General features: G+C 58.4%; 24 protein-coding genes and 3 pseudogenes. 11 read left to right on the top strand and 16 right to left on the bottom strand.

What is annotated here, in order from left to right:
• Positions 1 to 1,111: 1,111 nt before the first annotated feature.
• Positions 1,112 to 1,246 carry a glycosyl hydrolase 108 family protein gene (locus tag HGP14_RS28110; protein ID WP_168833153.1) on the bottom strand — a complete coding sequence of 45 codons (135 nt, stop codon included), beginning with the start codon at positions 1,244 to 1,246 and terminating at the stop codon, positions 1,112 to 1,114.
• A gap of 623 nt (positions 1,247 to 1,869) precedes the next feature.
• On the opposite strand from HGP14_RS28110, the gene HGP14_RS28115 reads away from it, so the two are divergent.
• The gene (locus tag HGP14_RS28115; protein WP_168833154.1) at positions 1,870 to 2,088 is read left to right on the top strand and encodes a hypothetical protein; all 219 of its coding nucleotides are present in this window, start codon (positions 1,870 to 1,872) and stop codon (positions 2,086 to 2,088) included.
• Positions 2,089 to 2,125: 37 nt separating this feature from the next.
• Here HGP14_RS28115 and HGP14_RS28120 read toward each other — a convergent pair whose 3' ends face one another.
• Positions 2,126 to 2,449, bottom strand: a complete 324-nt coding sequence (locus tag HGP14_RS28120; protein WP_168833155.1) for a hypothetical protein — start codon at positions 2,447 to 2,449, stop codon at positions 2,126 to 2,128.
• 1,113 nt (positions 2,450 to 3,562) lie between these two features.
• Positions 3,563 to 3,766 carry a helix-turn-helix domain-containing protein gene (locus HGP14_RS35770; RefSeq protein ID WP_281408129.1) on the bottom strand — a complete coding sequence of 68 codons (204 nt, stop codon included), beginning with the start codon at positions 3,764 to 3,766 and terminating at the stop codon, positions 3,563 to 3,565.
• A 271-nt stretch (positions 3,767 to 4,037) separates the two neighbouring features.
• Here HGP14_RS35770 and HGP14_RS36780 point away from each other — a divergent pair, with 271 nt between their 5' ends.
• Both HGP14_RS36780 and HGP14_RS28135 read left to right on the top strand, forming a co-directional pair.
• Positions 4,038 to 4,289, top strand: a complete 252-nt coding sequence (locus HGP14_RS36780; RefSeq protein ID WP_409527111.1) for a DUF982 domain-containing protein — start codon at positions 4,038 to 4,040, stop codon at positions 4,287 to 4,289.
• A 144-nt stretch (positions 4,290 to 4,433) separates the two neighbouring features.
• The gene (locus tag HGP14_RS28135; RefSeq protein ID WP_246704631.1) at positions 4,434 to 4,634 is read left to right on the top strand and encodes a DUF982 domain-containing protein; all 201 of its coding nucleotides are present in this window, start codon (positions 4,434 to 4,436) and stop codon (positions 4,632 to 4,634) included.
• A gap of 487 nt (positions 4,635 to 5,121) precedes the next feature.
• Here the strand turns inward: HGP14_RS28135 and HGP14_RS28140 are convergent, their stop codons facing one another.
• The 3 genes and pseudogenes from HGP14_RS28140 to HGP14_RS28150 all read right to left on the bottom strand — a co-directional run bounded on the left by HGP14_RS28140 (position 5,122) and on the right by HGP14_RS28150 (position 6,327).
• Positions 5,122 to 5,439 carry a DUF1488 domain-containing protein gene (locus HGP14_RS28140; RefSeq protein ID WP_168833157.1) on the bottom strand — a complete coding sequence of 106 codons (318 nt, stop codon included), beginning with the start codon at positions 5,437 to 5,439 and terminating at the stop codon, positions 5,122 to 5,124.
• 316 nt (positions 5,440 to 5,755) lie between these two features.
• A pseudogene (locus HGP14_RS36525) lies at positions 5,756 to 6,068 on the bottom strand (hypothetical protein).
• Between the two features lie 61 nt (positions 6,069 to 6,129).
• A complete protein-coding gene (locus tag HGP14_RS28150) occupies positions 6,130 to 6,327 on the bottom strand; it encodes a hypothetical protein (RefSeq protein WP_168833159.1) in 198 nt (65 codons plus the stop codon).
• Between the two features lie 485 nt (positions 6,328 to 6,812).
• On the opposite strand from HGP14_RS28150, the gene HGP14_RS28155 reads away from it, so the two are divergent.
• The 4 genes from HGP14_RS28155 (at position 6,813) to HGP14_RS28170 (ending at position 10,821) form a co-directional block, all read left to right on the top strand.
• Positions 6,813 to 7,127: a co-chaperone GroES gene (locus HGP14_RS28155; protein WP_168833160.1), complete on the top strand. Its 315-nt coding sequence runs from the start codon at positions 6,813 to 6,815 to the stop codon at positions 7,125 to 7,127.
• A 43-nt stretch (positions 7,128 to 7,170) separates the two neighbouring features.
• Entirely contained in the window at positions 7,171 to 8,805 is a 1,635-nt protein-coding gene (groL, locus tag HGP14_RS28160; RefSeq protein ID WP_168833161.1) for a chaperonin GroEL, read from the top strand.
• Positions 8,806 to 8,878: 73 nt separating this feature from the next.
• A complete protein-coding gene (locus HGP14_RS28165; protein ID WP_168833162.1) occupies positions 8,879 to 9,271 on the top strand; it encodes a hypothetical protein in 393 nt (130 codons plus the stop codon).
• Between the two features lie 605 nt (positions 9,272 to 9,876).
• Complete coding sequence (locus tag HGP14_RS28170) at positions 9,877 to 10,821, top strand: complex I NDUFA9 subunit family protein (protein WP_168833163.1); 945 nt, start codon at positions 9,877 to 9,879, stop codon at positions 10,819 to 10,821.
• 334 nt (positions 10,822 to 11,155) lie between these two features.
• On the opposite strand, the gene HGP14_RS35780 is transcribed toward HGP14_RS28170, so the two are convergent.
• Positions 11,156 to 11,392, bottom strand: coding sequence for a hypothetical protein (locus HGP14_RS35780; protein WP_246704624.1), 237 nt, complete (start codon positions 11,390 to 11,392; stop codon positions 11,156 to 11,158).
• Between the two features lie 246 nt (positions 11,393 to 11,638).
• On the opposite strand from HGP14_RS35780, the pseudogene HGP14_RS35785 reads away from it, so the two are divergent.
• Positions 11,639 to 12,169, top strand: a pseudogene (locus tag HGP14_RS35785) (integrase); the annotation flags it as partial.
• A 36-nt stretch (positions 12,170 to 12,205) separates the two neighbouring features.
• Here the strand turns inward: HGP14_RS35785 and HGP14_RS28180 are convergent.
• From HGP14_RS28180 to HGP14_RS28200, 5 genes and pseudogenes are all read right to left on the bottom strand, one after another.
• Positions 12,206 to 12,490 (bottom strand): annotated as a pseudogene (locus tag HGP14_RS28180) (YkgJ family cysteine cluster protein); the annotation flags it as partial.
• Positions 12,491 to 12,555: 65 nt separating this feature from the next.
• Positions 12,556 to 12,870 carry a hypothetical protein gene (locus HGP14_RS28185; RefSeq protein WP_168833165.1) on the bottom strand — a complete coding sequence of 105 codons (315 nt, stop codon included), beginning with the start codon at positions 12,868 to 12,870 and terminating at the stop codon, positions 12,556 to 12,558.
• A gap of 11 nt (positions 12,871 to 12,881) precedes the next feature.
• The gene (locus HGP14_RS28190) at positions 12,882 to 13,082 is read right to left on the bottom strand and encodes a hypothetical protein (protein ID WP_168833166.1); all 201 of its coding nucleotides are present in this window, start codon (positions 13,080 to 13,082) and stop codon (positions 12,882 to 12,884) included.
• Positions 13,083 to 13,116: 34 nt separating this feature from the next.
• Positions 13,117 to 13,326, bottom strand: a complete 210-nt coding sequence (locus tag HGP14_RS28195) for a cold-shock protein (protein WP_168833167.1) — start codon at positions 13,324 to 13,326, stop codon at positions 13,117 to 13,119.
• 233 nt (positions 13,327 to 13,559) lie between these two features.
• Complete coding sequence (locus HGP14_RS28200) at positions 13,560 to 14,639, bottom strand: PAS domain S-box protein (RefSeq protein ID WP_168833168.1); 1,080 nt, start codon at positions 14,637 to 14,639, stop codon at positions 13,560 to 13,562.
• A gap of 155 nt (positions 14,640 to 14,794) precedes the next feature.
• Here HGP14_RS28200 and HGP14_RS28205 point away from each other — a divergent pair, with 155 nt between their 5' ends.
• On the top strand, positions 14,795 to 16,237 hold the full coding sequence (locus tag HGP14_RS28205; protein WP_246704625.1) for an ATPase domain-containing protein: 1,443 nt from the start codon (positions 14,795 to 14,797) through the stop codon (positions 16,235 to 16,237).
• A 26-nt stretch (positions 16,238 to 16,263) separates the two neighbouring features.
• Complete coding sequence (locus tag HGP14_RS28210; protein ID WP_168833169.1) at positions 16,264 to 16,620, top strand: response regulator; 357 nt, start codon at positions 16,264 to 16,266, stop codon at positions 16,618 to 16,620.
• A gap of 28 nt (positions 16,621 to 16,648) precedes the next feature.
• On the opposite strand, the gene HGP14_RS28215 is transcribed toward HGP14_RS28210, so the two are convergent.
• On the bottom strand, positions 16,649 to 17,887 hold the full coding sequence (locus tag HGP14_RS28215; protein ID WP_168833170.1) for an aminotransferase class I/II-fold pyridoxal phosphate-dependent enzyme: 1,239 nt from the start codon (positions 17,885 to 17,887) through the stop codon (positions 16,649 to 16,651).
• 121 nt (positions 17,888 to 18,008) lie between these two features.
• A complete protein-coding gene (locus HGP14_RS28220) occupies positions 18,009 to 18,728 on the bottom strand; it encodes a response regulator transcription factor (RefSeq protein WP_168833171.1) in 720 nt (239 codons plus the stop codon).
• 268 nt (positions 18,729 to 18,996) lie between these two features.
• On the opposite strand from HGP14_RS28220, the gene HGP14_RS28225 reads away from it, so the two are divergent.
• A complete protein-coding gene (locus tag HGP14_RS28225) occupies positions 18,997 to 19,212 on the top strand; it encodes a hypothetical protein (RefSeq protein ID WP_246704626.1) in 216 nt (71 codons plus the stop codon).
• A gap of 357 nt (positions 19,213 to 19,569) precedes the next feature.
• Here HGP14_RS28225 and repC read toward each other — a convergent pair whose 3' ends face one another.
• Positions 19,570 to 20,781 carry a plasmid replication protein RepC gene (gene repC, locus HGP14_RS28230; protein ID WP_168833172.1) on the bottom strand — a complete coding sequence of 404 codons (1,212 nt, stop codon included), beginning with the start codon at positions 20,779 to 20,781 and terminating at the stop codon, positions 19,570 to 19,572.
• A gap of 163 nt (positions 20,782 to 20,944) precedes the next feature.
• A complete protein-coding gene (gene repB / locus HGP14_RS28235; protein WP_168833173.1) occupies positions 20,945 to 21,913 on the bottom strand; it encodes a plasmid partitioning protein RepB in 969 nt (322 codons plus the stop codon).
• Positions 21,914 to 21,938 lie beyond the last annotated feature (25 nt).

The raw sequence follows: 21,938 nt of genomic DNA on the forward strand, positions 1-21,938 counted from the left end.
TCGCCCGACAACGTACCAGTGCCTTCGAGCTGGTTCGTCGCCGGTTCCGCTGCTACTCGCTGTTAACGTAATGCCAATTCATCATTGACGAGCAGCCTTTTCTGCCTACCTCATTATCGACGCTGATGCGCCAACCCACAGCAACCTACAGCAACCTACAGCGCCTCGCCGCGGCAACCCTTTCCCGGTCTAAATAGCCGGTGCCGTGGTCTGCGACAGGGTTCGCCTACTTTGCAACACAGACGAGCCCTGTTCGTACGCCGGCATCACTTCACCGCGCTGTTCGACGCTCTCGAAAATCGCACGCTCATGCAGCGCGACTTTGGGAAGCTCCAAGCCGTTAATGGCCCATGGGATCTCTCCACCCCTACGAAGTCCAATGCGGCAAGGGCTCGTCATTTTTGAACATTTTGCGCGAGCCTTGGTCGTACCGTCCTAAACACCGGCATGCCTTGATCGAACTGGAACTCAGCGCCCGCTCGACTCGTTGATTCGATGGATTGCGCACATTGCCTCTCTTGCAAGCGCATCCGGCCAGCAATGCTGGCGACCTGACCCCTCATCCACTCTCCACAGGCAGGCGGGGTTCTTTTTGTCCGTACGGTATCGAACGGGAACGCTCCCTGATGCTGATCGTTGATTGGGATGGCCGCGCGGTAGTCTTCCTTACCTCAGTCGCCAGCCGACTAGCCTTCGGCTGGTGCCGCGTGGTCACCTTTTCCCCGTAGCCTGCCCCGCTTCGGCGGGGCTTTCTTTGGGAACATTACCGAACCAGACTTGTTGGAACAGTGATCGGGCGGCGAACTTCCTGTTCACATGATGACACCCTTCATCATGATGTCGTCCGGTTCCACGTGCCGTAGGACTTTCGTAGGTTCACTACGGCATGAAGGACGACGGGGGTTCGGTTCGTGAGTCGAGCCCTCGTCGTACAGACTATCTCCCGATGACGGCCGAGCCAGTCCGGCGAATGGCGTCCGCAATAGCGGTGATGCTCTGTCGCGCACATGCGCACCAAAGAACGAAAGGGGATCGTCCCCTGCCATTCGTCGAACGGCGCCGGCTTGGGAATGCGCCACCCAAGCATGAAGCTGGGATCGAGGGTATTTCGTCATAGGCCCCGCTGCGTCACGCCCTTCATCGTTGCGCCGCCGGGGTTCTGCGGATTGTTGGAGTAACCGCCTTCGTTCACCAGCACCTTGGCGAGAGAACGTGGGAATTCTTTTGCAGGGTCGATGACCTGCATTGTTGAGCTCCAGATTGTGTTGGGTTAGGGGAAAGGCGGTCGCGAAGGGTGCCTGCTCATCCTGATATCTTGCGATAACCGGGCAGATTGCCGCCTGATATAGATAGTAGGTCTTGGCACCTCACGGACGTTAGAGAGCGGCCGCAAGGGGTGAGTGGTTAAGCTGCGGCCCGCTCTTTCTTAATTTTTCGAGGTGCGCGAATGTTCTGGGATTTCTTCACGCTTGCTTTGATCTTCACTATGCTGCTCGTCGGTCGCGAAGCGCGGACAGTGCTTGCGAAGGCGCGACTATCAAACTGGCGCAGCTTCACACTCCGCTGATCGTCTCGGTTCGAAATGTGCCCAGTGGATCTTAAACGGCGGTTATCACCCTACTGGTTCATTTCGATGGTCGAATCAGCAGATCCCGATCTACGTCCTCGGGCCGCACGTCCTCCTGCAGCAAAAGGAGACCCGGCAAGGCCCAGACCCGATGCTGGGTCTCTCCCCGTCACGGCCAGATTATCTCCGGCCACGCGGCAACGAATGTTTTTAATCGCCAGCTGCGGAGTTCCCCCCGCCTCCCAAGGATTCTGAAAACTTGTCACGGCGCCCTATTTCACTCTCAAGCAAGGGAGGCTCCGATGAGATTTTACGTTTATGCCATTCATACGGACGAGACGCGAAACCGTCTGCACGATGTCTTTGACAATAGCGCTGACGCCGAGGCGCTTGAGAAGCACATGCAGGAGAAAATTCAACCCGGTGACAACTACTTCGTTACGATGTTCCCTGCTGAGAACGTCGATGAAGCCAGGGCCAAGGCGGACGAGATGCGCCCACTGCCTCAGCTGAATAGTTGATTTTCTACAGCTTCGCGATCGACGTCGATGTCGATAGTCAGCGACTGATGCCATACTCTTGGGCCATCTTGGCCTGAAGCGCGCACTGGGCTTTCTTCTCTTTTTCAATCATCGAATTGATCACCCGCGCCTGCATGCCTTGGGCATTGGTGAACTGCATTCTCGACGTTGCGTCGAGGTCGGCTATCTTGGCCATGAACGCGGTAAGCTTCTCATCGTCAAGCTTATAACCGCAGGCATCAGCACCGCCGATGACCTGTGCTGCTCGGTTGGCGAAGACGAAATCATCTGTGTTCAGCGTTTGAGCCGATGCGCTTCCGGCGAGGAGTGCAACATAGATGACGCTCAAATGCACACGCATGGCGAATCCTCCGTGAGGATTGCAACGTGACCCGCCTCAACCGGGTTTCATCATGATCGTTGGTTGGCTGATCGCCATTCTTGGAAGAGCGAGGCCGATTTCGGCCACGGTGTTCCCGGACGGGCTGGTGCCGTGGTTAGCGTGGGCGATTCCTCAACCTCCCCGCTCCGACGGTGCAGGAGAGTCTGGCGCGTTATGATCATCGCGCATTGCAAGCATCGCAAGTAAAGCGTCGCGCTCTGGACCGAAGGGGCGCGTATTCAGAAACACCTCAACAGCAGATATCGTCTCATGCCCTCCGGAGGAGGGGTTACCGCGGTGGAGGACGAAATCCTCCTTGGTGACATCGTCAGTACCTAAGAACCAGCGATCACCATTCGAGCTAGCTGCAAAATGCATGAGACAGGTCATATCGCTCTCCTTGCTTAGAAGGATGTAGGGCGATCAGTACAATTTGCGAACCTTTTTGCGGCCCTTTGCTTTTGACGGTCAGAAAACAAAAAAGGCCGGAGCGAAATCGCACCGACCTTCCTCACATCGCATCTCAAACCAGTGCCAGTACATCCGTGGTCAAAAGCAGAAAGCGACTGCGGCCTTGCGAGCGACAGATGCATGCCAGCGCTCAATCAGCAATGCCGATGACCATCATCTAGAGTCGCATTGTGTTGATAACAAGTTCAGCAGCAGATTCCCCTATTGGTTAGCAGATGCCGCCACGCCTAAGGGGGCGTATTGAGCGGCAACTTTGCGCCAAACGGAGACGAACGAATCTGACTTTGCCAGTCCCTCTTCGTCAGCGCATCGGAACGCTGAGGTCTTTGCCGTGCGCAATTTAGGGTTTAAAATCATCCTTTCTCTGCAGCCGAGCCCATAGGATCGGCCCGTTTCGGCCAAGTGAGGTAGGCATACCACCTGCGATGCGACAAGGCTGAATCCCTATAGGTAGATTGTTCTGGCAGCCCTGGTCCCCAGCGTAGCCGTGCCGCCCACAGCAAAAGGAGGCGGTCGTGACACTGACGCGCAGAACTTGGCCGGCATCACGTTCGCAGGCACGACTTCAATGCCATATTCCGCGAAGATCGCCTGGGCTTTCGAGATGCTCGCTCGGACCGGTCATTCAATCACGCCCTTGCGAATAGCTGCCGCCACGAGCGCCGTGTCCTTATAGACGGAGAAGGTATCCTTGAGGGATTCGATGTGCGTTCGAACGGTATGCACCGAGCACCCAAGGATCATAGCGATCTCTTGTGCGCTCTTGCCGTCGCACATCAGAGTGAGGATTTCCCTCTCCCGCTTGGTGATATGTAACTCGCTCAAACTCGTACTCTTCCAACTGCACGCTGCACTCTTCCGACTAGATATAAGATCGCTCATAGCTAATATTGAATGCATGGCTGTCATTTTCTCACAAGCCGCGACTTTCCTCTTTCCTCGCCTTCCGGCCCGACGGCGCAGCATGCTTGCGGCTCGAATGGCGTTGATAGGCGCGACTGCATAAGCCAAATCTAATTTGCGGACGCTATTGAAGTTCCTTCATTCAGCCCAGTTAAGTACTTGTCTGCACGACGCGGACCAGAAAGCCCGTACAATGACAATCCCCGAGAACACGTGGGGATCGGCTGTTTTGCTGCATTGGACAGTAAACCGCAGATGGAAGATGGTCGGCAACGCCGCGCAAGCCTTCGATCTTTTGACCACAGAATGGCCTACTACCAGCGGAACGGCCTTCTTTCGTGCACTTCAGATGTGCTCTGGGGCCGGTGAAGGATTGTTTTCTCCGCTTCAAGCCCGCCTCGCCTTTCTGGAGGCGGTCCAGGAAGCTCATATCGCTACACGCTGAAACGTGTGCGCCTCCAATTTTTGGATGTTGCGAACTTGCTGTGCGGGCGTAACGTAATCGCTGCTGTTGAGGGGGCTGGGGCCATGACTAACAGGCGGTGGATCACACCCATTTTGGTAATCTGCAACAAAACTGGCGAGATCCCTGTCAGTCAACACGACCAAAGATGCAGTGGACATCCTTACGAGCTCGTGGCCTCAAAAAGAAGGCAACGCCTATACTAACGCGATTCAAATTTGTGCCGATGTTGCAGCCGGAATAGCGACGCCAGACCAGGCGCGGGAGGCGTTCATTGGGGCTGCCCGGGAGGCAAACGTTCCGATAGAAATATCTTTGGCTTTGTGAGCGGTCCATCGAATTGGTCGCCAGTCGCCTGCTGTGAATCCGCAGTGACCACCGACCCCCGAGCCGACTGTCAGCATGAGTTTGCAGGCAAACTCATGGCGTCGGTGGGGTCATCATCGGCGCCGACCGTAACCCCATCCAAATTTATTTTTGTACTTGTAAATCAAAGCCCTACGCTCACATCGCGAGGGGTCAACCTTCGGTGCCGATGCACAGCGGAAGCTGTACGTGACACCCGTTGACGCAGTTTTTCGATGTGACAAACGGGTGGGACAATCGACGGGTCCAGCTGCGGGCGAAAGCTGCCAGCAGTTAGTCGGCGCAGGATTGCCGTCGGGGTCAGTAGGGGAAATAATTTCCGAGGGTGCGCCCCGTGGCCCCAGGTGCAGAGCTCGGCCTGATCACACCGAGACTTGTAATTTCCGATCTCTCCTGCCCGTCATGCGCAATAATTTCCGCTTTGCACCTAAGTGCGCCGACATCAGCGCTAGGTATTTGAACTTGTTGACTTATAGGAATCGGGGTTCGCCTGACGGAAATCCGCCGCGGTGAGCGTGTAGGAGGTACCGCGGCGATGAGAGTAGACCTTGCGCGCGACCTCGTGAATGGAATTGCGCAAGGAATCGAAAGCCAAAAGGCATCTCGATTCCGATGCTCGCGTCCTGTGCAACTCGGTATCGGATTTGGCAAGCGCATCGATCTCCACGAAGAACAAAACCTCGAACATGCCGTCGTGGCCGATGAAGCGGACGGCATTTCTGACCGCGTCGAAGCTGCGGCTCGGATTGGGAAAGGCGAGCGTCATGATTGGCCTCCAGGCGTTTCGCGCGTCTCCCGGGCAAGTTCTGACAATCTGGTTCTCTCCCTTCGGCGTCCCGTATTGATAAGGTTGAAGGACATCATGCCCTTCGTCGCGTCCGATCGGCTCATGCCGCTCATGGCATGGCCATCTGCTCGCGCCGGAACGCCGTTGAAGACATGATAAACCGTCCAAGAGCGATCGGATTCGACGCGACGGCCATATTGAATGTCCATCGAGTCATGGTCAGGAGCACCACCTTCGTTTTCCCATCTCCCAAGAGCGATAGCATTCGCTCTTCGTTCGATTTTGCCCTCAGTGTTCATGATGCCAATCCTTCTTCATTCTGTCCGTCAGCCATGGCCGAAGGTTCTCTTCATGAGAGTTGCATCGGCACCATCAGGGGACGAGCGAACCGGTTCCAGAGTGTCTTCCGTCGTCACGCGCTCATGACGCTCGTCTTCGTTGCGGATGCGGTATTGCAGCATATTTCCTCTCGGAGTGTCCGTCGACGTGGAAGGGAATATCCGGAACCTGCCCTTGAGCTGGACGAACTGTCCCACCGCAAAGATATGCGCTGCTGGGTCTCGGCGGCTGGGGCGGGCATTGCGTTGTGGAATGGCTGGGGTGGTCATAATGGCTGGTGGTCCTTTCGAGGATGGTTTCGCGCTCCGATATATTGATCGGCAGCATCTGTTACGCCGAACTCTGCCCTGCGATCGCCGGCAGCTGGATGAAGGCGGCGATACGTCGCCATGCCAGCCAGAAGGCGCCTTCGATCGGCTCCTCGTCATAATCGACGCGATAATCTCCGGCGATCTGCGGCGTCTCGAAGGCCGACAGCAGGAACGGAGACGGAAAGCTGATGACGGTTTGCGTGGTACGATTGTGCATGATGGCTGGTCTCCGGGAAAAGACGCGGATGCGGCTCCTCTATCATTCACATCCGAACCGGAATGATCCCAAGGCTGCCGGTACATCCGCGGTCAGCGCATGAGTTCATTCTAATTCGAACGCAACGACATGCGCCCCGAAACGGCACCATGCTTTCGCTATCGAGAACTCGGAGTGTATGGCGGGTCGTAGTCTCTGACGCCGCGAAGCCAGATAGACCAAATCAATGAGATACATCTGTAAGCCCCGATTGAGTTTCAATCAAGGCTCTCGAAGTCTTTTTACGATTTATCTCAGAATATTTGTAATGTCACATGACCGTAATTCCTACCGTATTTTAGTAATCACCATGCGAAGCGATGAATATTATTCTCGCGTAACTTCGGAACCCAGATAATATTTTTCGGCACTCCTATCAATCGAGTGCGAACAATGCTATTTAGGAATTGTAGCTGGCCCTATGCGCCGGCCGCAGAAAGATTTCCATGACATTCCGCCCGCTCCACGACCGCGTCGTCATTCGACGCGCCGGAGGTGGTACCAAATCCAAGGGTCGGATCATCATTGCCGATACCGTCAAGGAAAAGCCGCAGGAGGGCGAAGTGATCGCCGTCCGTCCCGGCTCCCGTGACGAAAACGGAAAGCTGATCCAGCGCGAGGTCAAGGCCGGCGATACGATCCTGTTCGGCAAATGGTCCGGAACCGAGGTCAAGATCGATGGCGAAGACCTGCTGATTATGAAGGAAGCCGACATCATGGGAATCGTCGAGAAGACCGCGACCGTCGACAAGGCTGCCTGATCCGTCGAATTCCCTTATCTCAAGCCCGAACTGGCCAAAGACCATGTCTGCCAAGGAAATCATCTTCTCCACCGACGCCCGCGACCGACTGCTGCGCGGCGTGGAATTGCTCAACAATGCTGTCAAGGTGACGCTCGGCCCCAAGGGCCGCAACGTCGTCATCGCCAGATCCTATGGGGCGCCGCGGATCACCAAGGACGGTGTATCGGTCGCCAAGGAAATCGAGCTTGAAGACAAGTTCGAGAATATGGGTGCGCAAATGGTGCGCGAGGTGGCTTCAAAGACCAATGACCTTGCCGGCGATGGCACCACGACAGCGACTGTGCTTGCTGCCTCCATCTTTCGCGAAGGTGCCAAGCTGGTTTCGGCTGGCATGAACCCGATGGACCTGAAGCGCGGCATCGACCTCGGTGTTGCCGCCGTCCTTACGGAAATCAGGGCGCGCGCCACAAAGGTCAGCTCGTCGAGCGAGATCGCCCAGGTCGGCACGATTGCCGCCAATGGCGATGCGAGCGTCGGCGAGATGATTGCCAAGGCGATGGACAAGGTAGGCAACGAAGGCGTCATCACCGTCGAAGAGGCCAAGACCGCCGATACCGAACTCGACGTCGTCGAAGGCATGCAGTTCGACCGCGGTTATCTCTCGCCGTACTTCGTGACCAATGCCGAGAAGATGCGCGTCGAGCTGGAGGATCCGTATATTCTCATCCACGAGAAGAAGCTCGGCAACCTACAGGCACTGCTGCCGATCCTGGAGGCTGCGGTACAGAGCGGCAAGCCGCTGCTGATCATCTCCGAGGACGTCGAAGGCGAAGCGCTTGCAACGCTCGTCGTCAATAAGCTGCGCGGCGGCCTGAAGGTCGCAGCCGTCAAGGCGCCGGGTTTTGGTGATCGTCGCAAGGCCATGCTGGACGATATCGCCGTCCTCACGGCCGGCCAGATGATCTCCGAGGATCTCGGCATCAAGCTGGAGAATGTGACACTCGACATGCTCGGGCGCGCCAAACGCGTGCTGATCGAGAAAGATAGGACGACCATCATCGATGGTTCCGGCGAGAAAGCGACCATCGAGGCGCGCATCAGCCAAATCAAGACGCAGATCGAAGAAACGACATCCGAGTACGACAAAGAAAAGCTGCAGGAACGGCTCGCCAAGCTCGCCGGCGGCGTCGCGGTGATCCGCGTCGGCGGCATGACCGAGACGGAGGTTAAGGAAAAGAAGGACCGGATCGATGACGCGCTGAACGCAACCCGTGCGGCGGTCGAGGAAGGTATCGTACCCGGCGGCGGCGTGGCACTGCTGCGTGCGAAATCGGCCCTTGCCGGACTCACCGGCGAAAACGCAGACATCACGGCAGGCATCTCGATCGTACGCAGAGCGCTCGAAGCGCCGATCCGGCAGATCGTCGACAATGCCGGCGTCGAAGGTTCGATCGTCATTGGAAAACTTGCCGACAGCAAGAATCCCAACCAGGGCTTCGACGCGCAGACGGAAACGTATGTCGACATGATCAAGGCCGGCATCGTCGATCCCGCCAAAGTCGTGCGGACCGCTTTGCAGGACGCCGGCTCGATCGCGGCACTTCTAATTACCGCCGAAGCCACGATCGCTGACATTCCCGCGAGAGACTCTGCCCAAAGCACCGGAAACGGCGGCATGAGCGGCATGGGATACTGAAAGCAGTGCCTGAACCATTCGGCCGGGTGGCCGGGCGGCGGAACCCGAACAACGACGGATATGGAGAATTCCAATGGCAACGCAGAACGGCAGCAAGACATCGATCACCCAGCATTTCGACAGCTATCAGCCATCCAAGACGTTGCTCGTTTGGGCTTGCATGGTCACGGCAATCGCCACGATGATCATCGGATTCGGCTGGGGCGGTTGGGTGACGGGCGGCACGTCGCGCACATCGGCGGCGACAGCAGCCAACATTGCGCGCGAAGAACTGGCAGCGGCCATATGCGTTCAGCGGTTCAAAACGGCGCCGGACGCCGCCTCGAAACTTATCGAGTTTAAGGCGATTGGCAGTACCTACGGCAAGCGTCAGTTCATCGAAGCCGGCGGTTGGGCGATCATGCCTGGACAGACATCGCCCGACAGCGGCGGTGTCGAAGGTTGCGCCACCGCTCTCGCCGTCTGAGAACCTCTTTTCAAGAAGACCTGCTCCTGCGCTCCGGTGTCGGGAGCGCTTCCCCGATCCGCCAGTGCAGGAGATTGATGCATGATCCGTTTCGTGAAAGAGGCCGACCCGCAGCGGTCGCCAAAGGAGGTCGAAGCCAATTGCGCCGAGCACGTCCGCGAAGGACGAGAATAAGAAATCGGGCGCGGAAACTAGGCGTCGTCGTGTACCCAAGGCGGCTGATGACGACGCAATTGCCATGCAAATGTGGAGTGCAATCGCGCGCATCGAAGCCGCCTGAGCCAATGCCATCCTCCATGATTCTGGCCGAGAAACTTTACAGTGCCCGCTTCGTACATGATGAGTGAGCCTGCAGCGCGCTAGGGCCGAAACGACATCAAAGTCTCGGAACGGATGCCAATCGGAAACGTTTCCTTGTAGCTGCCCTCGAATGCCTTCCTCCGATCAGCCGTGCAATGGGGTGATGCCTTATGGGTTCGGCAGCCAGCGATGACTCGCGGAACCAGAAACTCCTATCCCGCCGAGCGGATCAAGCGCTGAGGCGGGGACTCCGGCAAACGCGGAGAACAGGACCGTCGCTAGGTCAGGAGGGTCTCAGAAGCAAGATGACTAACCAATCCGGTCGAAATGATTTAGCCGGCGAGAACACTGTGACGGTGTTCGGTGGAACGGGCTTCCTCGGGCGGCGGATCGTAAGCAGGCTTCTGGACAAGGCTGTTGACGTACGTCCCGTCTCGCGCCATCCGCATAATTATAAGTCGGACAACGCGTCTGGCAAGAAGCCATCACAGCAGATCGAGGCGGACATACTCGATTCATCCTCAATCACCGCTGCCGTCACTGGATCTCGCACGGTTGTAAATGCGGTCAGCCTTTATGTCGAACGCGGGGAGCAGACCTTCGAGCGCGTCCATGTAGAAGCCGCGGCCGATCTAGCAACCGCTTCGCGGGATGCAGGCGTCGAGATGTTCGTCCAGATTTCGGGCATCGGATCGGATCCCAAATCCCGTTCGAATTACATAAGGGCCCGGGGCCGCGGCGAGGAGGTGGTGATGGCGGCGTTTCCAGGCGCGGTGATCGTCCGCCCCGCCATAATGGCCGGACCCGACGACGCGTTCATCACAAGGATCGCCAGGCTGGTGCGCATCCTCCCGATCTATCCGCTGTTTGGAGAAGGCGGCACTCTGCTGCAACCGGTTTATGTCGAGGACGTGGCGGAAGCCGTCAGCCGCTTGGCCTCGGGACAATATTCCACGGATGCTTCGGTCTTCGAGTGCGCCGGTCCGCGCATTTATTCCTATCAGGAACTCGTCCAGGAGATCGCCACTCACCTCAACGCGCGAATCAGGCTTGTACCCGTGCCATTCGCGGTATGGAGCATGGTGGCGAGTGCTGCGGAGTTTCTTCCCGCCGTCTCCCTAACGCGCAACCAAGTCGATCTCATGCGGAGTGACAATGTCGCAGCAAACGATCTGCCGGGCCTGAAAGAACTGGGCATCCAATCTCGCGGCATCGAGGAACTCGTCCGTATAATTGCGCATGGGGGTTGAGCCGGAACCTGAGACGGGAACTATCGCTGCTCGCGAGGTCGGTAGGTGGTCAACAGGAGGAATACTGCCTGGCGAGATGCGACCAGCGCTGCAACGAAGGCTTTCCGGGTGAATCTCGGGAATGAAACTTCCACTTCGATAGTCCGAGTGCGCTATGATATTGCTGCAGTCGGTTCAGGTTTTTCGTCGGAGCGCAGACCATCACTTGCGCCGTCTTGACTATTCCTTGACTGCCAATCGGCTGCCAAATTTCTTGGAAAGGGCTCGGCATTTACGATAGTCGAAAGTCAGGCCCTCTAAAATGACGCTCGCATCGTCAACTATAAATGTCGATTCATCGAGATTCGCCAGATGAAGGATTGCGTTTCCAATGGGGCGCTTCCTCGATCTCCTCGCCATCGGCCGAGCGCCTCCTGATGCCGGGTACTGTCGCCAGCGAGTCGCGTTTCCCCTGAACCTGACGGTCGTCATCCATTTTCACCTCATCACGGCAGGTGGTGACGACGTGCGCTAGTTCCGCAAGGGCGAACCCCTCACCGCCGTCACGCGGGAGTTCAACCGGTTTGCTCATAACAAGGCTTCGAATTGTTCCCAAAAACCGATCCCGGAATTGACATCCGGTGAATGCGAACGCAGCCAGGGAGCTGCTGCTTAGAACACAGTAGCCCACGGCGATCATCAGAAGAGGTTCATCGGCATCTGCCTGGTGTTGATGGGCGTCCGAGACGGCTTGCCGGCCCGGCTTGCCCCGGTTCGCAGAGGCCACCGTCTTGCAGAGATCGGACGGTCGGCGAACGACCATAGCGGCGCCGTTCGCACCGGCAGCCTGCGTGACCTGCGCGACCGGACAATCCTGATGATCGCCTTCGGATCCGGGGGGCCGGCGCCGCATCGAGATCGCGTCTCTCCGGCGTGAACAGATCACGGCCGAGGAGCCGGGACGGCACGACGCTGCCTTCGATCTCGATCTATCTCGGCCGCACTAAGGCCGGCGAGGGCAATCGCGACGAGGTCGTCTACCTGATCGGTGCCCGTGGATGCCTTGAACGGCTGGCTGCAGGCGGCGAAGATCGAGAAAGGCATCGTGTTTCGGGCAACCGACCAATGGAAACATCGTCTCGCGGCGGGTCATCGAGCCGCAGGCCATCAACGCAATCGTCAAACAAAGGGCAGCGATGGGAGATTGGATCCCATAGACTATTCGACCCACGGTCTACAGTCTGGCTACCTACCGAGGCTGCCATTCGAAGCTTTTCCTTGCTTGAGGCCATGGATCAATGGCGCTATCGGTCAGTGCAACGTCTCAAGCTATTATAACAATGTAGAGAGACGGAGCGGACGCGAGGCTGTGAGCCGTCGACGAGCGAGTTGCGCAGCTCTCCGTCTAGGACAATCCAAACGCGTTTCGCGCTGTGATGCAAGCATGATCGCCGGGAACGCATGCGCGGCACACGTCGGGTCGAACTTCATAGACGAGGCAAGATGTCTGTGCGCCGACGCGGCCCAGCAGCGCTAAACAGCGCGAGCCGTCGCAGCGCATGCCTCGTTGATCTGCGGCGACGAAATGCGCCGGAACCCTTTCGAGGGTTTCGTCGGTTTCCGTGGTAAACCTTGGCCAATCCGACGAATACGAGCAGCACGCGCCGCATGTCTGACAGTCGAGGTCGACTGATCCGAACTCGAGAGGCGCGACATCGCGAGGCCGGTCATCATGCCCGCTACGGGATGGCCGTGTTACTTGTGCTTCAGCAGCCACATCTTTCCCGCCATCGTTATCGCGTGCGCGGAATCCGCGGTGCTGACGTCGGGATTAAGGCCGCGCACCAACCCCTGCTCTCGGAGCTGCTCCAAAGTGGCGGCCGTTATGAACTTTACCTTGATCGGGCGCTCCTTGAAGCGGTCAGACCTTGCATAGGTGACGGTGGCATTGAGATGCGTCCATCTTTTTGCATCCTGAGGATAAAGGTCGCCGTCCTTCGCAAGTTTCAACCCCCTTATTTGGGTTGGCGTCAACTCGGCCGTCGGTGCGGCTATGGTGGTGCTGTTCATCTCAGTACCTCTTATGGGAGACGCTCGCGGCCGATGTCCGCGACAAGGGCTATCCCGGTCTTTATGCGGTTTTCCAGATATGGAACCAACCTGGACCGGAACGCGTCTTCGTGGCGCAGGTAACGATCGCCCGCCTGATAGGACTCATCGGCCACAAAGTTCAGACGGAAAAGGCCAGACGTCAGCCTGGCCTTCAATGCTTTACCCGCCATGCCAGTACATCCGTGGTCATGGAAGGCTTGAAATTTAAGCGGCCTGAAGCTGGCCTGCAGACATCTTGCCGGACTTGCGATCCTGCTCCAGCTGGAAGCCGAGCTTCTGGCCTTCAACGATCGAGCTCAAGCCGGCGCGCTCGACGGCGGAGATGTGAACGAAAACGTCGGCGCTGCCGTCGTCAGGCTGAATGAAGCCGAAGCCCTTGGTGGCATTGAACCATTTAACTGTGCCAGTGGTCATAACGAACCCTTTCATAGCAAAGATTGATCTGCCCGCCGGGCGACGCACGGCGGTTGTTTCGACTTTTGAGAGGGAAAGATGATCAAGAGGCGCGAGGCGCTGCAAAAGCAAAGATCGGCAAACAAAGTATCGAGAGTGCTTAGTAGGCCACGGGCTCACTGGGGTCAACCTTACATTTTGCTGATATTAGGGGGGCTGCGACCCTGCGTAGTAGCTTGGGGCTCTTGGACCGACTACTGGGGGTTCGTCAGAAACCCTGCAGGAGCCTTCAGGGAGAGGCGGAGGCCCTCCGGCCGCAATTCCCGTATGATCTCGCCCTGCAGAGTGCGCGTGACCATTGCCTCTAGTCTGGTTCCGAAACCCGTCTGGTGACCTGGAGCAGCGGGCTGGTCAGGCCCGTTGATCTCCTTCCAGAGCAGATGGAACGTCTCAGCTTCCGAAACAGCCTGAATCTCCAGCCTGCCCCCCGGTACCGACAGCGCTCCGTACTTGGCAGCGTTGGTCGCGAGCTCGTGGAAAAGGAGAGCTAAGTTGGTGACGTGCTCTTTCGGAACCTCGATGTCTTCACCCGATAGCGTCCATCGGCTGCCATCTTCTTCCGCGAACGGCTTCAGGATGCTCGACAACAGTTGAAACAACGTCGCAGGCCTCTCGCGAAACGCATCATCACCGGTGAAGCTCGGCAGGGTCATCTCATGAGCACGCGACAGGGCCACCAGTCGGTCCTTCATGTCTGCTGCCAGCGCGGCGGCCGAACTGGCATTGCGCGCCGCCAGCGTGATGATGCTACTCGTGATGGCGAACAGGTTTTTCACGCGGTGGTGCATTTCCCGCAGCAACAGATCCTGGTGCTCTGCGGCACGCCTTCGCTCCGAGATGTCGCGCGCGATCTTGGATGCACCGATGATTCTACCTTTGCGATCTCTGATCGGCGAAACTGTCAGAGAGACGTCGATCAGTGTTCCGTCCTTCCGCCGGCGGATCGTCTCAAAATGTTGGATCCGCTCGCCGGCGCGAATCCGCGCCAGGATGCCGGGCTCTTCGTCGAGCCGATCCTCGGGGATGAGCATCGTTACAGGCTGACCGACGGCCTCGCCGACGTTATAGCCGAAGAGCCTTTCGGCCGCTTTGTTCCAGGTGGTGATGGTGCCGGTGAGGCTCTTGCTGATAATGGCATCTTCAGATGACTCGACGATGGCAGCGAGGAAAGCTGCCGCGTCATGGCCGGAACGTGCAGCTTTTACGGTTTCCTCGAGTTCGAGAAACCTGCCTTCGAAGTCTGGTAAATGCGGCTGGTCGTCGAGAGCTGGCATACGGTCCATTCCCTCAGGGACTGCAATTTTGACGCAAGAGTAGCCTGAAGACCATAACCCCTATTCTCGATGAAGATACCCCTAAGACGATAAACGGTTGCAAATTCGCGTGACGATCCTACGGTGCGCTAACACAGCGAGACGGGACGGCCCCTTTGACACAAACACTTCCACGACTGACGACGGGAATCGCAGGCCTGGACACGATCCTAAAAGGAGGATTGGTCGAGGGCGCTTCATACATCGTGCAGGGCCATCCAGGCGCAGGCAAGACGATCTTTGCCAATCAGGTCGCGTTCGCGAGCATTTCCAGCGGCAGATCGGTTCTCTATGTGACCCTTTTGGCAGAAACCCATGAGCGTCTTTTTCAGGCTCTCGGAACCCTCGATTTTTTTGACCGGGAGAAACTTGGCACGAAGGTGTCCTATGTCAGCGTCTTTCAGACGCTAAGGGACGAGGGCCTGTCGGCCGTAGTAAAGCTGATCCGGGAGGAGATCGCGCGACAGGGGGCAACCCTTTTGGTCTTTGACGGCCTGCTGAACGCGCACGATCGTGCAGACACAGATATCGACGTCAAGACTTTCGTTGCCGAGGTGCAAAGTCAGGCGGCGTTCGTTGGCTGCTCCGTCCTTTTCTTGACCAGTACACGCGTTGCCGAAGATAGCCCTGAGCATACGATGGTGGATGGGGTCATAGACCTACATAATGAGCTGGTCGGGGTGCGCTCCGTAAGACGGCTGCAAGTCAGGAAATCCAGAGGGAGTGCCGCTCTAGGCGGTCACCATCAGTTCGAGATCACTTCAGCTGGGATCGTGGTCTATCCGCGGCTTGAAGCAGCGCTCGCAACATCAAGCGTTCCCGATCAGGCTGCGTCTGAGGTGCTGACTTCGGGAACTGAAGGCATGGACGCAATGGTGGGCGGCGGTCTGCAGGACGGTTCTGTTACGCTCGTTTTTGGTCCCTCCGGCTGCGGCAAGACTTCACTTGGTCTGAATTTCCTGGCCCGCGCCAGCGAGGAAGAGCCGGCGCTGCATTTCGGCTTCTACGAAACCCCTGAACGGCTGATGAGCAAGGCCCGCGCGCTTGGGCTGGATCTGGATCAGCCGGTGAAAGCGGGCACTTTGAAGGTCATCTGGAATCCGATGACCGAAAACCTCCTCGACAAGCTCGGGCATCGGCTACTCGACGAGGTAAGGGCACAGCGCACCAAGCGTTTGGTGATCGACGGACTGGGTGGTTTCGAACGCGCCGCAATCTACCCGCCGCGCCTGGTGGAATTTTTTGCGGCGCTTACGAACGAACTACGGGCGCTCGGCGTTACGGCTATTGCGACCTGGGAATTGCGGGAGCTTTTTGGCCCGAGCGTCATGGCGCCGGGATCGGAAATCTCCAGCCTCCTGGATAATCTGGTGATGCTGCGCCATGTAGAGATCAGCTCTCGCTTCGTACGGACCATTTCGGTGCTGAAAGTGAGAGATAGAGCTTACGAACCGGTGATCCGCGAAATCGGCTTCGGGTCGAAAGGACTGTTGGTTGGACCGCCGCTGGAGCCTGTCTCCGGCGCGACGACGGGATTGGCAAAACCGGTCGGACTCTAGCATTTTGAAGAGGAAGCAGGAGCTGGATGCCGCTGATCGTGATCGCCGAGGATGAATTCCTGATTGCCGACGTGCTCGTCATGATGCTGGAGGATGCCGGTTACGAAGTAGCGTCAGCTCCTCATGGAAGGGCAGCCCTTGCTCTGGTGCGTGAAAAGAACCCAGCGCTTGTGGTAACGGATTTTATGATGCCACTGATGACGGGGCTTGAGCTCGCAAAGACGATGAGGGAGGATAAAGACCTCGCCCACATCCCTATCGTTTTGGTCACCGGCGCGCAGGGCGGTATCGGCCGAGCTCATCCAAACATCTTCGATGCCGTACTGGACAAACCCTACAATGAAGAGAAGTTGATCGAGACCGTATCCCGCCTCCTTTCTTGATGGCGGATCCAGATCCCTCGCCGGCTCCTTACCGCTCCAGCGCGCCGTTGACTGCTGCTGCAAGCGCGCGAATCTCATCGACGGTGTGATCGGCGGTCTGGCAAATCCGCAAGCCGGCTCGACCGGAGGCCACAGTTGGGAAGAAAATCGCCGAGACATAGCTTCCGGCATCGAGGACGAGCCTTGCCGCGCCGATTGCCGCCAGCTCATCGCCAATGACGACCGTCCGGATCGGCAGCAGCGATCCCGCCTGCGCCGTCGGCACCAGTTCATCGAAAAGCGCAATGTTTGCAGCAAGTCTCCGCTGCCGCAGCCCGAGCTCTTCCGTGCGGTGGAGCCTTTCTGAGGCCGCCGCCGCTCCGATTGCAGCAACATTGATCGAAGCTGAAAACGCATGGGCGAGCGCGAAACGGCGGAAGATCTCCTCCTGCTCACGTGTGCCGAGCATCAGCATGCCACCGGATGCGCCGAAGCCTTTACCGAGGGAGGCTGCGATGATCGTGCGGTCGCCGAGCCCATGCGGTATCTGCGAGCGGGCATAACCTGCGCCTTTCTCGCCGAAGATCGAGATGCCATGCGCATCATCGATGTAGAGGAACAGGCCGTAGCGCCGTTGCAGTTCGAGGAGCGCGCCCAGCGGAGCGCTCCCGCCCATGGAATAAACGCCATCGCAAATGAAGGCGACACAGGGATGCGCCTGGCAGATCTCCTCCAGCTCCGCAAGGTTGTTGTGCGATATGGTGCGCACATCGGCTTCCTCGGCGACGACCGGCTTGTGGTAGGCAAGCGTTGCGTGCGCCAGGCGGTCAAACACCATGACCGGTTTTATACCTTCCGTCAGCGCCCCGGAGGCAATCAGTGGCAAGGCGCTCATATTGGCGGCGAGCACGGTCGAATAGGTGATCACGCGCGCCTCAAAGAGGTCTGAGAGCGCCTCCTCCAGTTCGCCAAGGGCTGCAAAGTTCAATCTGGTTCGCGCGCAGGACCAGTGAAGCGCGCCATAATGCACGACAAGCGCCGCAGCACCGGTCGTAATCGCGGGATGATTGTCGAGGCCGAGATAGGAACAGCGCACGAAATCGGTCACCTCCCGCGACTTCCCGTTGGGCACACCGATCTCGACCCGCCGTCCTTTCAGCGGCCTGACATAAAGTGCCATCAGACCATTCAGATGGGCGGCGGCGAAATGCGGCGCCGATGACTGGATGAGGCCTGCCGTGTTGCGATATCGCGAAGGCCGTTCGTCACGCTGCTTCTCATTCTGCATGGGATCCTCCTCCCGCACCAAACGGTTCAAGCGTAAGGAGGAGTGACCACTTCATACAACGAAGCCTCGACGAAGATTTCGATAAGATTGCGTGACGGCCACGACGCGAATGTGACGAATGTCACGTCACCTTGACGGCGTAGCCCTCGCCGCGAACCGTCCGGATCATGTCGCGCCCAAGGGCCTTCCGCAGCGACCGGCGAAGACGCGCCACATGTACGTCGACGGTGCGCGGATCGACGAAGTTTCCGGCCGGCCAGACTGCCTCGATAAGATCGAGCCTTGTAAAAACCCGCCCCGGCGTTGTCATCAAGGCCGACAGGATGCGGAACTCAATGGGACTGAGGCCGACCGGGCTGCCATCTGCGAAAGCCTGCCGGGTATCGGGGTCGAGCCGAAGTCCGGGATGCTGCGGCGGTGCGGACAAGGGGTCCGCCCCACTCCCCTCCCCCAGCCGAGAATGAAGGTAGGACAGGAGTCCTGAGGGTTTCAGGGGTCGGATGAAGTTCTCATCGGCGCCCGATTTCAGCACGTCGATAAAGGGCACGCCGCCTGCCACCAGCGCAATGATGAGAACATTGCCGTCGAGGCTTTCCTGTCTGACGCGCAAGGATAGCTCGGAAAGAACAGTCGATCCCGGCTGGCAGTCGACGAGCACTGCGGCGACTTTCCCTTCGGCGATCAAAGCGATCGCGGTCTCGACGCCGTCGGCGAGAAGCGACGGATAACCGTCGGTGGCGAGCACGTGCGAGAGCATCAGGTAGTAGTCGGCATCTTCCGAGAGGATTGCAATGCCGGTCTGTATGAGACATCTCGTGGAAATCTTGGCTTGAAATGACATTTTGCTATCACAACAGTTCGCGTGCGCAGGCCGACGGAACAACTATGGCCAGCAATTCCTCCATATAGACGCATTAGAACACGTTATGCGCGATTTATGAAGGCTTGCGCCGCATTTTTTGTTGTAACATAATAAAAGTAGCCTGCATCGAAGGACGACGAGCCTGAGAGGCTGCCAGAGGACGGCACGTGATCGTGGCCCATTGGGTTTCAACGTCCAGGCATCCAATCATGATCAACTCGCGCTGGGCGGTGACAGGACATCGTCGATGCAAAATCCGATTGATACGCTGGCCGGCCGGCTGGACGCTGCGGAGTCTGAAGGCATTTCTGTGGACGCGGCGGCTGGTGCTGCCCGCCTGGTCTATGGACATAACGCCAAAACCGCAGTCGCGTGGTGTGCTATCCATGCGCGCGGCAACGGGCGAAGCTCGGACTATTCGTTCTGGCTACGCGTCTTTCATCATCTCGGTCATGACGGCTGAGCAGCCCTCCCCGACGTCGCGGCAGGGAGCATGTAAAAGAGGTACCGGCACCACTTACCGTGGGAGGCGAAAGCGAAGCCGCACTACCGCGAGACTATCGCTGACGACACGCGAGCCGCCGCTAAACCGATCACCGAATATTCAAACCCGGTTGGCATGACGCGCGCCTGGGGCCCACGCCGGGCGCGGCTTGGTCCGTCCCCTCCCCTCCCCCGCTTTTCGCATCAGCTAGCCCTTGAGCCCGCGCATCGCCTAGGTGTTAACACCATGTCAACCTTAACGAAAAGCTGCAAACGGAACCAAACATCCGGTTTTGTTCGCTCAGGCAGGTTGCCCTTCGGAGGGACGAAATTCGGGCTAGGCTCGCCGGGATGTCGAGGGCTGGCTACGCACGAGTGCCATCAGCATCGGTCCGAGTGAAAATTCACCACGCTCAGCGCGTCGTGTCAAATCCCTCAGATAGCCCCCGGCCGACTGGATATGCCCCGCCCTCTCGAGGATGCAGGCCATGACGGCCGCGGAGTTTTCAGGCCCGAGGATTTCGCAAGCATTCTGGTATGCCGACGGACTGACGCCGAGCATCGATCGGACGACGATAGCCGCCGACATCAGGTCGCGCCAGCTTCCCACCGCCCCGCCTGGCCCGTAAGCGGCAATCTCCGGGCAAGCCGTCAAGACGAGCGATAACGGGAACGCCTTGATCGGCTCGCGCATAGATCTCGGCTCTATCCTCGGCTTCGCCTCCTGCTTCTCTTCCGAAGCTGGTTCAAGTTCATTGAGGGATTCGGTATCTGAATTCTGTATGTGGCAGCCGTTTTGGCCATCATTGCCGCTTGTTTTTTGAACATTCAGCTGATTTTCCAGCACGATAAGGATCTCGTCGCGAAGCATGGCCATTTCCTCGGCGACATCTTCCAGCGTTACGCGATCCGGGTTGCGCGGCAGCCTTGCAATGAGCGCCAGGAACTGCGCCTCGATCGCGGCCCAATCGCCCGCAGCCCCCTCCTCCATTGCGGCGCTGATCAGCTTGCGCACGTCGCGACGGGCAATCGACAGCCTCTCCCGGGTAAGCCTGAAGGCCTTTCGTTCAGCGACCACTTGCTGAGCCATCAGTGCAAGTTCCACCTGGCGGGCGAGCAAAGGCGACAGGTCGAAGCCAAAGGCTTCCTCGACGGTGCCGGCATCGCCGCGGCGAGCATAACGCTTGCCGTTCGGGCTGTCGTTGCGGATCACCAGGCCGGATTCGACGAGGCTTGCGAGATGGCGCCTGAGCGTGGTGCCGGTAATCCCATTTGCCCTCAGCGAGAGCTGAGCATTGGAGGGGAAGACAACAAGCGACCCATCGCCGGAAAGCTCCTGGTCCGGATGGAAGGAGAGCAGGGCGCTCAGGATAGCGAGCGCCCTGTCGGTCACTCCGAGGCGTTCGCGCGCCTCGCAGGCGTCGCGGTAGACACGCCACTTGTCGACCGTGCCTTCCGTGTTTGCCTTTCGGGTCTGAAGCTGCCCTTTCACCAGGGCAAGCGTCATCGCCCGCCGCCCAAAGGGCGTCGATACACTTCCGCTCTGCATGTTCCTTCACCTTTCAAGAGGCAAAAGAAATCCGCTCGCCGAAACTAGCGCAAATATTCTTGACACTGATTCCCGGAAGTGCGATTCTCGAAGTTGTCCAGACTACGAGGAAAGCTTCCGTTGCGGTTTCGTGCGGGGGCTTTTTTCTTTTGCGGGTTAGCTCCTATTCATCACCTGCTTGACGTCTGAACTCTTCGTACAGACGATCGATATTGTCCGACAGGTAGCGGCCGAATTTACCGGCATTCTTCGCCTTCAGCGCCACCGTAAACGTCTTGCCAGAGGGCTTGAATTCAGCCGACAGCGCCTTGTCGCTTGCCTCCCAGGAAGCGGCTGCGCCCTTGGCGCGCTTCGGCACCGCCTTCAGGTCCTTGACCAGCGCATCGAAGCGCAGATCAGATCCTATCGCCTGGAAAGCCGCCTCGCCGATCAGCGCAATCGCCTTGGCCGTATTCGAGGGCTTTTCAATCAGCTGTGCGAGATCGATCCAGCGGTCGCGCCCGACTGATTTGGCCGGTCCGATCGCCGCAATCACCTCGGCGGGCACACGCGCGGTTACCGAAAGCATGCGCGTCAGCATCGGGGCATCAATCGACAGCGCGGTCTGCACGACTGCGCGCTCGTAGCCGAGGCCCGTCAACCGGTCGGCAAAAGCCGCTCGCTCGATAAAGGAAAGGTTTTCGCGGGCGGAGTTCTCCTGTCCCTGGGCGATCACGTGACCGATATCATCGACCGGCTTGACGACGGCCTTCACAGGACGGCCGAGAAGCTTTGCAGCACGCACGCGGCGATGGCCGAAGACGAGCTGGTAGCGACCTTCACCGGTGGGATGAGGGCGCACCAGCACCGGCGTATCTTGTCCGCGCTCGCGAATGGCCGCGAGCAGCTCTTCGAAGGCCTGGTCGTCGGCTTCCATGCGATCGGACACGAATGAGGCGTCGACGATATCCGGATCAAGCTCGACGACGGCCTCGCCATGGAGCTGATCGGCAAGTGCTGCCTTCTCTGCGAGCTCATTTAGAGAGCTAATCATCGAGCGGGAGGCGCCGCGGCTGGCATATCCTGTGGCTACCGGGCGGCCCGACTTGACATCGGCCTGTGTGATCCCGAGCAAAACGTCACGGCGCGCCATGAAAACCCTCCCTGATTCGGCCTAA

Source organism: Rhizobium sp. P32RR-XVIII (genome assembly GCF_012641395.1).
Lineage (GTDB): Bacteria > Pseudomonadota > Alphaproteobacteria > Rhizobiales > Rhizobiaceae > Rhizobium.